A 12,963-nucleotide genomic window follows, 5' to 3' on the forward strand; every position below is an offset into this window, starting at 1 on the left:
TTTCAATTTAAAACTATTCAAATGCTTCATCAATCACATGGTAATCAGAGTTACCTAATTCAACACTCAAAGACTTAACATTTTGATCGACTTGGGTTGGTTTTCTAGCTCCAGGTATCACGATAGAAATATCTGGATTCTTCATGTACCATGCCAAAACTACTTGAGCAATGGTTGCATCATACTTATTAGCAATCTTTTGAACAACTGCAATCGACTTCAAAATGTTATCGAACTCGTCCTTAGAATATTGCTCAAATTTCTTATAATCAGAAGTATTGTATTTACCCGTCAACAAACCTGAAGCCAATGGGAAATATGGTACAAACGAGATATTATTCTTTCTCAAATATGGGAACAAAGTTTGCTCGGCATCACGATGTACCAAACTGTAATTATCTTCGACGATATCAACTAAACCATCTTGATTAGCTTCTTTAATTTGTTCTAGTGAGAAATTCGAAACTCCAATGGCTCTAATTTTTCCTGCTTGTTTGAGTTCGTCCAAAGCCACTACCGCCTCATTTTTAGGCGTCTTCTCATCTGGAAAATGAATATAGAAAATATCAATATAGTCAGTCTTCAAACGCTTCAAGGCTAAATCAACTGACTTCTTCAAAAATTCAGAACTATTATTATATTTCAAATCATTATCAGGATCTTGCGCAGCTTTTGTAGCGATGACTAATTTACTACGATCATAATTTTGGATCACATCGCCAATAATTTCTTCAGAACGTCCGAGTCCATACATAAAAGCCGTGTCTAACGTCGTGATACCACTGTCGATAGCTTCTTTGACAACATCATAGCCATCTTCATCTTTTAAATTATCAAATAGATTGTGGCCACCAACTTTGTTAGTCCCAAGACCAATCTTTTTGCTAGTTACATCAGTATTTCCAATTTTAATTAAGTTATCCATTCGCAAAGCCTCCTTAATATTGGGTCGTTTGAAACCGCTACCTTCATAATAGCTCAAATTTTTGCAAAAAAATAAGATTATGCATAATTTGCATAATCTCATTAATCAATATTTTAGTCTTCAGAAGGTAATTCTCGATTCTCTTTTTTTGATTCAAGAGTATCACGGACAGCTTCTTCAGTGGCCTTACGACGTTTGGCAAGTTCACTGTTTTCAATTTTATCTTTAACAACTTCCAATTCGTCCACTTCTTGATGAGCTTCAGGATTGTTACGTCTGAAGATTGCCATAACACGGTAAGCAATTTTTTCTCCCATTAGTGTTACTAATGAACCAAGCAAGATAACCACAATACCAAAAATAGTATTAGCAGTCATTGCCTCACCCAAAATTAACAGTGACAAGACTGGTGCTAATGCAGGCTTAACTAAGAAAATCAATGAAGCTTGCAAGATACCAACTTTTTCCATTGATAGGAAGTACAATCCAAAAGCCACACCTGTGACTAAGATTGAAATATATAAGATCAATGGCAAGGTTTGTAAGGAAATTCCTTGGAAGTATGGGATGTTACTAAATTGTGAAAAATTACTTGGAATGGCATTAGCAACAGCAGGTACATGACTGATAGCCATCAAGATACCTAATTCAGCGGCACCGAACAAAAAGGCCAAGCAAGTCATTGAAAGACCGTTCAAGCCAATCTTGCTACCATAAACACGTGACATAACGCCATAAACACCGAAGATAATTGATGATAATAAACCTAACATGATTCCCATAGCACCTGATAAGTGGAATGGATTAATAATAATCAATAAACCGACTAACGTTAAAATCAATGCTAAAACATTAGTTCTCGATAATTTTTCTTTGAGGAACACGAATCCGATAATCAAACCAAAAATTGGATTAGCACTCAACATGATAGCAATAACCGAGGCCTTTGCCATTCCGATTGAGATTTGATACAAGGTCATACTTACTACAACGATGACAAATCCTGTCAAAGCGATACGACCCCAACCAGATTTAAATATTTTTACATTGTTCTTCTTAAGGTAAAGAATAGTAAATGGTAAGAGGGCTAGTCCACCAATCAAGAATCTAATAAAATTCAACTCGATTGGATTAAACTGTCCACCAGCAATCTTTAATGCAATTTCCATTGAACTGAAAAGAAATGTTGGTATCAATATGTATAGAAAACCCTTAAAATTCAAAACTTAATTTCATCCCCATTTTTGTAAGTGAATACGTTAAGTGTACTCCTACGAAAAGGGTTCCAAAAAATGAAAGTGTTTTCAATACTAAAAAATATTATTTATTAATCTTATTCTTGATATATCCCTTGCCAGCTGTTAAATCGTATTGAACTAATTGATATTCCTTTCGTAATTGACGTTGTGATTTGGTTAATTGTTTGTCAGAAATTTGCTTACCATTTTGATCAACCATCAAATCTTCATCTTTACCAACACTGTTTTTAGCAGTAGCTGGCAATTTCTCCTGAACCTTAGTCAACAAAGCATAATAAGGTGTAACTTTTTGTTTCATTTGTTTTAAAGCAATTGGAATAAAGTCATTTGGATCAGTTATAGCTGTATTTTGCTCAATTTTTTTAGTGCCATAATTATGATTCAAAGCATATTTATTGCTATAAATGAAGTAATCAGTTTCATGTTGAACGACGTTATATTTTTCCATGGAATTTTTATCGTACAATCCTGGCAAATGATCACCATACCAAACAACCGTGATTGGTTTTTTGATAGTATCCAATTTATCTAAAAATTCTTTAGTCGAGTCATCAGTATAATTAATTCCTTTAGCATAATTGCCAACTTGTAGTGGAATCCCCGCCGCTGAACCTTTATATGTAAATTGATTATTATCATACGATACATTAAATGGCATATGATTTTGCATCGTTACTAAACTAATAAACTGTCCCTTTTTTCTGGCGTTGATTTGCTTCAAAGTCTCTTTATAGGAAGATTTATCATCGATAAAAGTACTGTAACTAAGCTTGGATTTATACTCCAAGGCATTTTTACCTTTGGTTTGAAAATTCTTGAATTTATCAAATCCTAATTTAGGATAAACGATATCACGATCATAAAAATTCCCATAGTATGGATGAATAGCTGCCGCATAATCGAAACTATTAATAATGTTGATAGGATGATCTTGATTAACTACCAATTGCGTATATGGCGATTGTAAAGATTTGGCAAATTGATTATAAGCCAAACCCGTAAAAGCCATGTATTCCATATTGGCCGTTCCACCACCGTATCCAGAACTCAACATTAATCCTGAGGTATTCTCTTGTTTGATTTGATTGATCTTAGGAATAGGATCTTGATTGAGCGTAACATTTGGAACCCTCACTGGATCAGAAAAGCTTTCGCTCAAGACAAAAATCAAAGTTTGCTTATTTAAATCATTATTAGGACGCTTTCGATTGATTCGTTGAGCGGATTTTTGATACTTGTGCAAAATATTTTGCATTGTTTCTTGATTATAATTTGCTGGTTTATCCATAATATCAGTGTGAATATTCCCCAAAAATGGCAATAGTGGACCCGTAGTGTTGGCAATCAAACTAATATTTGGTGCAAAGTTGATGTAACCAGTTTTGGCAGTAACTTTGTTCATAAAAGAGCCCTCTTTATCAACGTTATAAAACGACCCGATAGTAGCTACTCCCAAGATGACTAAAATGATTCTTGTAATTAGATTAAAACGTAAAGTCTTATCCGAAAAATGTTTCCCTAAAAAGATGCAAAAACCTATTACAATTACAAAACTAATAATAGCCAAAGCAACTATTTTCCAACTAATCATGGAGAATAATTGCCTCCAACTTCTTAAAAGCGCCAAATCACTTGGCATAATTGGTTCATTGCGATATGCCACTTTCAAACGATTAGCCACAATATAAACTCCAAAGAAAATATAATAAATAGCTGTCGCATAAAAGAAACGGTTAATTAAACCATAAACTGCTAAATACAATAAAAACAAAATCGTAATTGTTAATAAGTACGCCGCTACATTAGTGTGAAAAACTGCTTCATTAGTAGCTTTAACATCAACTGTTTGTGACAGATGAAGCAAATACCCCACTAATGCGACGGAAAATAACATAAACAAAAATTGTAACAAGTAAATAAAAACAGACTTTTTAATATGCATATCCCCATGTCCTCTATTGAATGTATATTAATATTCTAATTTAAATTTACAAAAAAAACGAACCGATTTCTCGATTCGTCCTTATTTATTAATTATTTTTTGAGTATATCCTTTACCAGCTGTTAAATCGTACTGGACTAAACGATAATCTTGAAGCAATTCTTTTTGTTTGTGTGTTAAATCTGATTCTTTAACTTGCTTACTTTTCTCATTAACATACAAATTACTACTAGAATCATCGATATTTCTTGCCATAGCGGGTAATTCTTCTTGAACCTCAGTTAAAAGAGCGTAATAAGGTGTCACTTTTTGATTCATTTGTTTCAAGGCTAGCGGGATAAAGCCATTTGGATCAGTGACCTTGGTAGCATCGGTTATCTTAGTTGTACCTTGATTGTGGTCACGAGCGTATTTATTACTATAGACAAAATAATCAGTCTGATGTTGAGCAATATTGTATTTGTACATATCGTTGCCATCATAAATACCTGGGAGATGGTCGCCATACCATACAACAGTGATTGGTTTATCTATCTTATCCAAACTATCTAAGAATTCCTTCGTAGCATTATCGGTATAACTTAAACCTTTAGCATAGTTGTTAACTTGGTCACGATTTTTATTCGAAATAGCTGAGCCGGTATTAGAAAATTGGTTATCACTATAATTATTCATATAAGGCATATGATTTTGCATTGTAACTAAGTTGATAAATTGCCCATTATTAACGTGATTAACTTGCCATAATGCATCATCATATGCAGACTCATCGCTGATATATTCCATTCCTGGCAAAATAGTCGAATATTTCAATGCTTCATCACCAGTCGTATCAATATTGCGGAAACTTTGAAAACCAAAACTTTTATAAACCGTATTGCGATTATAAAAATTACCATGATAAGGATGAATAGCGCTGGCAGTTTTAAAACTATTAGCGATATTAATTGGATTTTCTTGCTTGTTAACTACTTGAGTATATGGAGATTGTAACGAATTGGAGAATTGATTCAAGGCCAAACCAGTTAAAGTCATATACTCCATATTAGCAGTACCCCCACCATATCCAGAACTCATCATCAATCCTGAAGTAGTCGTGTTCTCAAGATTACGGATATTAGGCATCGGATCTTGATTCATCTTAAGATTGGGAACTCTAGTTGGATCAGAGAAACTTTCACTAAGGACAAAAATCAAAGTCTGATCAGATAGATTATTATTATCACGTTTTTTATTTATCTCTTTAGCTCGTGTTTGATATTTTTTGACGACTTTTGACATTGTTTGTTGACTATAATCCTGTGGTTTTTCCATGATATTGACATACATATTACCTAAAAATGTCAGCATTGGACCGTTGGTATTGGCCGATTTATTAATATTTGAATCTAAATTAGTATATCCCGAAGCCGCCAATAAACGATAAGTGAACGAATTATTATCATTTGCGGTATAAAAAATACCAATACTGAGCGCTGTCAGTCCTACAAAAATCAATCTTGTAATTGGTTTGAAGCGTAACATCCTTTTACCAAATCGCAATTCTAGAATAACAAAGACCGCTATAACGATAATCAACGCTACTAATACGGTCACAATAAGTTTTGGTGTCAACATTGCTAATAACGATTTGGTGTTTTTCAATAACAATAAATCACTTGGCAAAATCGGTTCAGAACGATAGATTACTTTCATTCTGTCAGCCACCGCATAAATGAAAAAGAACACGAAAAACACCGCTGAAGCATAAAAGAAGCGATTGAATAAACCATATAATCCTAAATAAATAATGAAAATAATTGCCGTGGTAAGTAAATACGTATTCAAATTAGTCCTAAAAACTATTTGTTTGGTAAATATTAAGTCGCCCGTTTGAGCCCAATTTAAGCAAAAGCCTATCAAAAAAGAAGCTAATATCATAAATATTAACTGTAACCAACCTAAATTATTCCTTCTCTTTTTGTGCATTAAAACGCCCTCATAATTACTATAGTATTAGAGATATTATAACGCCGATTAAACTAAAAAAGTCTAATCGGCGTTATTTTTACTTATTCGCATATAAATTAGGTAAATCATCTAAATACTTTTCTCGTATTTGATCAGTCGTCGTATTAACTTGGCCAAAGTGGATCCAATTAACCGTCTGAGGATCAATTCCTAAGTCATTCAATGTTCGTGCAATAAAAACATTTTGAATTGGATTGCCACAATCATTTTCTAAGTATTCTTTAGTTACCGTTGAAGTCGTTATAACGGTAGCCTTCTTGATGTTAGTCAATAGACCTTTCCAACCATTATCTTCGTTATATGCAAAGCCACTCAGCATCGTTTTATCCAAAAAGCCCTTCAACATGGCCGGTAGATTGTGCCACCAGATTGGAAAAATAAAAACTAATTCGTCTGATGCTGCGATTTTTCGTTGATATCGTCTAACTAATTCATCGTTAGTTTGACCTTGACTATAAACTTTCAAATCTTCTTCAGAAAGTACTGGATCAAAATGATCACTGTAAGGGTCGATTATTTCGAATTCTTCATCATTTTTCGAAAATGAATTAGTTAATCTGTTTAGAATTTCATGATTAAAACTTCCCGCGTATGGATGAGTATAAATAACAGTTTTCATATTAAATCTCCTTCATACTTTACATTAAGCTCTATTGTAACCGATTTCCAGACCTAATAAATATTTTTATTTATTATATTTTAATTATCATTAAATTTACCAGCAATCGACATCGTTGGTTGAATATTGATAAACGCTTGTGGATCTTCTTTTAAGATAATCTTTTTGGCAAAGAACAATTGATATTTAGTTAAAACCATCGTAATAGAGCCAATCTCCTCACCGGAATATGCGCCGCGCAAGTGATAATCAAGTGTTAAACCACGATTAAGCGACTTGAGTAATTCTTTTGCAATATCATCAACTCTATGACTGTAAACTGTAACAGTAATTTTCTGTTGTTGGATATACATTTTATCTATTACCATATTAGTAATATAAATAGAAATAATTGTATACAATGCTAGTTCCCATCCAAAGGCAAAACCAGCAATCGTAATAATAACAGCATTAATGGCAAAGCTAACTTGACCAACTGAACGACCCGTACTTCTTTGGACAATCAAAGCGATAATATCGGTACCACCAGTTGAAAATCCATAACGAAAACACAAACCAATTCCAGCCCCTGATAGGATTCCACCAAAGACGGCTGAAAGTAATGGATCTTTAGTAATTGGATATAACGGTATAAATAAAATAAATAATGAAGCTGAAGCGACTGAGATGATTGAAAGGATGGTAAACTTCTTACCCAATTTTAACCAAGCCAAAATAATCAATGGTAAATTTAATAAAACGTACCATAGATAAACAGGTGTACTCATATGTGCGAACTCATTCAACAAGTTCACTATTAACTGTGATGCACCAGTAACACCACTAGTATAAAGTTTTGCCGGCTGCAAGAGTAACTGAATACCCAAAGCCGAGGTTATTCCATAAAACAAAGCTGCCAATATACTTTTATAGTAGTCCTTAATAAATTTCACGAAATACCCCTCCTTATCTCTATTTGTTTTTGTTAATGTATGCTTCCGTCCTCCATAGCAAAGAAAATTTGGCTGGAACGGACGATAAAATTTAACACTAACTTAATTAACAACATCAACTGAATTATAGCAAACAACTATGGTTAATAAATAGGGCAATCATATCATTAACTAGAAGATTTTTCGTATAATATAATTAACTTGATAATTGGAGGAAATAATATGCAAAAAATTGGTTTCATTGGTACTGGCGTTATGGGTAGCGGTATCATCAATAATCTCTTAAAAGCTAACTATGATGTTGATATTTATACTAGAACAAAATCAAAGGCTGAACCTCTGATTAATGAAGGTGCTAAATGGTTTTCTGATCCTAAAACTGTTGCACAAAATGCCGACATAATTTTTTCCATGGTCGGTTTTCCACAAGATGTTGAAGATGTTTATTTTAAAGACAACGGTATCTTTGCCGGATTAAGTGCCGGTAAGATTATCGTTGACATGACAACTAGTACACCCACTTTGGCTAAGAAAATCGGTCAAAAGGCTGAAGAAATGAACGTTGAATCAATCGATGCTCCTGTTTCAGGCGGTGACGTTGGTGCTCGTGATGGTAAATTAACTATTATGGTCGGTGGCAGTAAAAAAGCTTTTGAAACTCTCAAGCCTATCTTTGATATCATCGGCAAAACTTATCACTACTTTGGCTCATATGGATCTGGACAACATGCAAAGATGGCTAATCAAATTATGATTGCTGGCACGATGACTGGTTTAACAGAAATGTTTGTTTATGCTAAAGCTGCTGGATTGGATTTACAATCAGTTCTCGAAACTGTTGAAGGTGGCGGCGGAGATAACTGGAGCCTAGAAAATTACGGTCCACGAATCCTCAAAGGCGATTTCAAACCGGGCTTTTATTCTAAGCATTTCCTTAAAGATCTTCGGATTGCTCTGGATGAAAGTGAAAAAATGGGCTTAGACTTGCCAGCTACTAAACAAGCTAAGAAACTTTATGAAACCTTGGTCGATCAAAAAGGCCTCGGAAATGACGGTACACAAGCTTTAATTAAATTATGGTAATTAAAAACTCCAACAGAATAACTCAAAATTATTTGGGCTACTCTGTTGGAGTTGTTTTCATTTCTAACAATTTACTCATTAATTCAAAATGATGCATCAATGACAGTTTCTTAACTACTCCTAGTCCCGGAAACTTATTATGATGTGCATAACTTAATAGTTCCTCTAATGCTGGAGTCTGATTCAAACCTGAAATGTTTTTCTGACACCATGACATCATCTTATTCAAAGCTTCAAAGAATTTCTCCTTTTGTCCGCTTACCTTCTCATTACTGTCCGAGACAAAGTGATGAATTCGTAATTCACCTGTTTTTGTTACATAAATCAAATGTAAAGCAATAGCGCGCGATGGCATTCCCTTATCAAAATAAACGTGTCCGACCATTGAATAATCACCGAATCCTTTGAAACCACCCACTTGATAATACCAATCAGCTGGCTCAAAATATTCATCCGTTAATAACTGATAATCTTCAACGTGTTTCACAAAAGTCAATGGATCAGCCATTTTAATTTCCTTAGTAGAAACCATTTTCTGCATTCGAGCAACATCGGGAATTAGTACTTTATCCACAATTTTTAGCACTTGAGTTTTTTGGTAAGCCTTCAATAACTCATAATCTTTGGCAATCAATAAAGATTTTTGTGAACCTTCAGTCTGAACAAAATCACTACTAAAATCAGCTGCTAAAATAGCGCTCGGATAATAAAAATCTAGCTTTGACAAATTTGGTAAGGGAAATAATTTTGTATCATTCAAACCATAAACACTGACTTGAGGATTCGCTATAACGCTGAATGGATGTTGAAATTCAATCAAAGTTTGCACCGTCTTCAACAACTCTTTGGAATCCCTCACTGGCTCGATTATCGGAATAATATTTTTACTCAAGCGCCTCTGTTCAACCAATTCTTTTAACGCCAGCAAGTCATACATTCTACCTCGTAAATAAGGATAATAAATCATACTTGATCCTCCAAATTTGGTTGATGCAATTTCTGTAATTCTAATTTCAAAGCTTGATATTGCTCATTACGAGCATCCAATTCTTCCTGCAATGAATCAATAGCCTCATCTTGCAAATCATCAATAAAACGATCATAAAGATTATGGTCTGGCGTATAGACATCATATCCAGCTTTAGAACGCTTTTTTAATTCTTTGAATAACTTATCATCCGAATACAATTGTAGGCCCTTTTCGACCTTTTTAGCTTTATCGACTTCTCTAAATAATGATGCTATAAAATGACTAGTTAATTTAGTTTCATCTACTTGCAAGTCTTGATACTGAGCTTTTTTAGCCACTGTCAAAAATCCTGGTGCTCGCAAGGTCTGTGGTGAATTCTCAATTGCTTTTTGATCAAAAGCTCGATATATCAAAACACCAATATGCGTGGGAATTTCAGCTTTTACTTCTTCAAATAATTTTTGTGGTAAAACAAAATAATTGTAGTTACCAATAAATGACAATTTAGCTTTGGAATGAAAATCAGCCTTCGTAACCTTCAATTCATAACAACGCCATTCTATCTGACCATCAGATAATTGTTGGTAACTCAAAGTATCGACGATTCCTTTTTTATCGGGCATCGACACTTCTTCCACTACATAGGATCCTTGTTCCAAACAATACTGATAAAGCGTACTTTCTAAATCTTTAGTTAACTTAGTCTTCATCTGAAACTCCCTTCCAAAACTTATCCACAGCTCGTTGTAATTGTCCTAATGACTTTAACTTTTGTCGATTGTACCAATGATTGGGGAAAAGTTGTGTATAACGATAACTAGCAAAACGTTGATCCAACAATAAAATGATTCCTTTATCATGGCTACTACGGATCAATCTTCCAGCGGCCTGCAATACATTGTTCATCCCTGGCATCTGATACGCATATTCGAATCCACGTCCATTTTCTTGGTCATAATAATCACGAATTAAATTATTCTCTGCACTAAGTCCAGGTAAGCCCACACTAACTACTGCTACTCCAATTAACCTATTTCCTCGCAAATCGATTCCCTCCGAAAAGATTCCACCTAAAACGCAAAATCCTAATAACGTCTGTTGAGGGTTATCCTGAAATTTATTTAAAAACTCGTCACGAGCGATATTGTCCATTGAATTTGTCTGTGTAACAGTCGAAATCTCTGGATATTTCTCTTCAAAAAGAATCGCAATTTGTTTCAGATATCCATATGAGGGGAAAAAGCACAAATAATTACCTGTTTTACCGCTAATCAATGTATGTAAACTTTCAACAATGTCATCTTGACTAAAAGGACGTTGACGATAAGTAGTTTGGATATAATTTGTAACCATGATAGCTTGATTTTGTGCTGGAAAAGGCGATGGCAATTGATACGCAAAACTGTTTTCTTTACCACCCAAAACACTTTGATAGTAATCCATCGGCGACAATGTGGCTGAAAATAAAACTGCCCCTAAACCTAAATCTAGCGACTTATCTAAGAAATGACTTGGGTCTAAACACAATTGTTTAACAAGCAAATTCTTGTCTTCGAGCATGATTCTTGTTTTGTAGGTATCGTCATATAACGCTCCAATCTTCACAAAAGTTAAACTATCGAAGAAATAATCTTTAGCACTATCAAGAAAATCTGACGGTTGCTGATCCGCCATCCAGTCAGTCATGAAATCATTGAATTTACTCAAGGTATTTAACAATTTATCAGGAACTTCCGAAGTGATTTTTTCCGTTAAATCATCTTCCTTTAAGACTTTTTTCATCTGACTGAACACGCGGCGAACCTTCTTCAATTGCTTTTGAAAATCGGCACTTGGTTGTGTATTGATCTTCTTAGCTGCTTTTAACAATCCGGCAATCTTTTGATCACTGATTTGAGCTGAATACATTGACCGAGAACGACTAACTAAATTATGTGCTTCATCGATCAAGAAAAAATTGTCGGTATCCTTTTCGATGAAGAAACGCTGCAAATAAACTAAAGGATCAAACAGGTAGTTATAATCACAAATAATTACATCACAAAACAGTGACGCATCCAAAGAAAATTCAAACGGATCAACTTGATGTTTTTTGGCATACTTTTCAATTACTTCTCGGCTAATACTATTTTCATTAGTCAATAAATCTGATAGAGCTGGCTTTAAACGGTCATAATACCCAATCATATATGGGTCCTTTTCTGGTGGGACATCCTGCTCAGGAAAACGAATTTTATCCTTTGCGGTCAAAGTAATACTCTTTAGTTTCAATCCTTTACTAGCCATTAAATCAATCGCTTCTTCAGCAACCCTTCTAGTACTCTGCTTAGCTGTCAAATAAAATAGTCGCTGTATCTTTTCTTCACCCATTGCTTTAATTGCTGGAAATAATGTCGAAATCGTTTTGCCGGTACCCGTTGGTGCTTCGACAAATAACCTTGTTTCATACAAAACGGTTTTATAAACAGCAGCGGCTAGTTCATGTTGACCTGTTCGAAACTGTGGAAAAGGAAATTGTAATTCTTTAATTGAAGTATTGCGTGTTTTCCGTAAATTAGCTCGTAAAACTAACCAATATTCATACTCATCAATTAAATTCTTAAAAAAGCGATCTAAATCATCACGATTATAAACTTGTTCATCGGTTGTGATCTTCTCGGTACTGACTTGAAAATACGTTAAACGCAAAGTCACATGGTCAAATTCTAAATGATCTTTTAAAAGTAAATAACCATAAACTTTAACTTGACCCCAGTATAATTCCAAGGTGTTATCGCTTAGCTCTTCAAAAGATTGATCTGAAGTCTTGATCTCTTCAATTAAAATACTCTTGTCAGTAATTTTTAATCCGTCAGCGCGACCTGATATCAAGTATTCGTTATCATTCATCGTCACTTCAGTTTTTAAATAGACCTCACTTTGATAATCTGGATCTTGGCTACGTTTCTTTTGCAACCGCCGATGAATTCGTGCGCCATTTAGGGCTGTATTTTGACTATTCTTAGTCTCATTTAAATCACCACTGCGTAAGACGAATTCCACTAATTGTCGAATTCCAATTTTAGTCGCCATACTGTATCCCCCTCATATCGTTAAATAACATTGTAAAACATACGTTCTGTTTTGTCTGTATTATTACTCTAAACTAACTGAAGAAATAAACAAATTTTCGGTGTATTTTTATTTAAAAAATTATATAATTAAACTCACTTGAGAATATTTG

Annotated in this window: 10 protein-coding genes; 1 reads left to right on the forward strand and 9 read right to left on the reverse strand. The window is 34.2% G+C overall.

Features of this window, described 5'->3' with window-relative positions; all coding sequences use genetic code 11:
* Positions 1-13: 13 nt before the first annotated feature.
* The 6 genes from FC88_RS04590 to FC88_RS04615 form a co-directional block, all read right to left on the reverse strand.
* Complete coding sequence (locus FC88_RS04590) at positions 14-925, reverse strand: aldo/keto reductase (protein WP_057813257.1); 912 nt, start codon at positions 923-925, stop codon at positions 14-16.
* A 113-nt stretch (positions 926-1,038) separates the two neighbouring features.
* Positions 1,039-2,148, reverse strand: a complete 1,110-nt coding sequence (locus FC88_RS04595; protein WP_057813258.1) for a DMT family transporter — start codon at positions 2,146-2,148, stop codon at positions 1,039-1,041.
* A 97-nt stretch (positions 2,149-2,245) separates the two neighbouring features.
* The gene (locus tag FC88_RS04600) at positions 2,246-4,126 is read right to left on the reverse strand and encodes an LTA synthase family protein (protein WP_057813260.1); all 1,881 of its coding nucleotides are present in this window, start codon (positions 4,124-4,126) and stop codon (positions 2,246-2,248) included.
* 81 nt (positions 4,127-4,207) lie between these two features.
* A complete protein-coding gene (locus FC88_RS04605; protein WP_057813262.1) occupies positions 4,208-5,821 on the reverse strand; it encodes an LTA synthase family protein in 1,614 nt (537 codons plus the stop codon).
* A 352-nt stretch (positions 5,822-6,173) separates the two neighbouring features.
* Positions 6,174-6,755: an NAD(P)H-dependent oxidoreductase gene (locus FC88_RS04610; RefSeq protein WP_057813265.1), complete on the reverse strand. Its 582-nt coding sequence runs from the start codon at positions 6,753-6,755 to the stop codon at positions 6,174-6,176.
* Positions 6,756-6,835: 80 nt separating this feature from the next.
* Positions 6,836-7,687, reverse strand: coding sequence for a YitT family protein (locus FC88_RS04615; protein WP_057813266.1), 852 nt, complete (start codon positions 7,685-7,687; stop codon positions 6,836-6,838).
* 222 nt (positions 7,688-7,909) lie between these two features.
* On the opposite strand from FC88_RS04615, the gene FC88_RS04620 reads away from it, so the two are divergent.
* A complete protein-coding gene (locus FC88_RS04620; RefSeq protein WP_057813268.1) occupies positions 7,910-8,770 on the forward strand; it encodes an NAD(P)-dependent oxidoreductase in 861 nt (286 codons plus the stop codon).
* 37 nt (positions 8,771-8,807) lie between these two features.
* On the opposite strand, the gene FC88_RS04625 is transcribed toward FC88_RS04620, so the two are convergent.
* From FC88_RS04625 to FC88_RS04635, 3 genes are read right to left on the reverse strand one after another with little or no spacing between them, the layout of a single operon-like run.
* Positions 8,808-9,737: a sce7725 family protein gene (locus tag FC88_RS04625; protein WP_083484556.1), complete on the reverse strand. Its 930-nt coding sequence runs from the start codon at positions 9,735-9,737 to the stop codon at positions 8,808-8,810.
* Complete coding sequence (locus tag FC88_RS04630; RefSeq protein WP_057813270.1) at positions 9,734-10,450, reverse strand: hypothetical protein; 717 nt, start codon at positions 10,448-10,450, stop codon at positions 9,734-9,736. The genes FC88_RS04625 and FC88_RS04630 overlap by 4 nt, the downstream gene beginning before the upstream one ends.
* Positions 10,440-12,812: an ATP-dependent DNA helicase gene (locus tag FC88_RS04635; RefSeq protein ID WP_057813272.1), complete on the reverse strand. Its 2,373-nt coding sequence runs from the start codon at positions 12,810-12,812 to the stop codon at positions 10,440-10,442. The genes FC88_RS04630 and FC88_RS04635 overlap by 11 nt, the downstream gene beginning before the upstream one ends.
* Positions 12,813-12,963: the final 151 nt, after the last annotated feature.

Source organism: Companilactobacillus futsaii JCM 17355, assembly GCF_001435505.1.
In the GTDB taxonomy this organism is placed as follows: Bacteria; Bacillota; Bacilli; order Lactobacillales; family Lactobacillaceae; genus Companilactobacillus; species Companilactobacillus futsaii.

Coding starts and splice junctions, on each gene's coding strand:
- FC88_RS04590 (WP_057813257.1), bottom strand. CDS start 925: ATGGATAACTTAATTAAAATTGGAAATACTGATGTAACTAGCAAAAAG.
- FC88_RS04630 (WP_057813270.1), bottom strand. CDS start 10,450: ATGAAGACTAAGTTAACTAAAGATTTAGAAAGTACGCTTTATCAGTAT.
- FC88_RS04610 (WP_057813265.1), bottom strand. CDS start 6,755: ATGAAAACTGTTATTTATACTCATCCATACGCGGGAAGTTTTAATCAT.
- FC88_RS04605 (WP_057813262.1), bottom strand. CDS start 5,821: ATGAAAGTAATCTATCGTTCTGAACCGATTTTGCCAAGTGATTTATTG.
- FC88_RS04600 (WP_057813260.1), bottom strand. CDS start 4,126: ATGCATATTAAAAAGTCTGTTTTTATTTACTTGTTACAATTTTTGTTT.
- FC88_RS04635 (WP_057813272.1), bottom strand. CDS start 12,812: ATGGCGACTAAAATTGGAATTCGACAATTAGTGGAATTCGTCTTACGC.
- FC88_RS04625 (WP_083484556.1), bottom strand. CDS start 9,737: ATGATTTATTATCCTTATTTACGAGGTAGAATGTATGACTTGCTGGCG.
- FC88_RS04620 (WP_057813268.1), top strand. CDS start 7,910: ATGCAAAAAATTGGTTTCATTGGTACTGGCGTTATGGGTAGCGGTATC.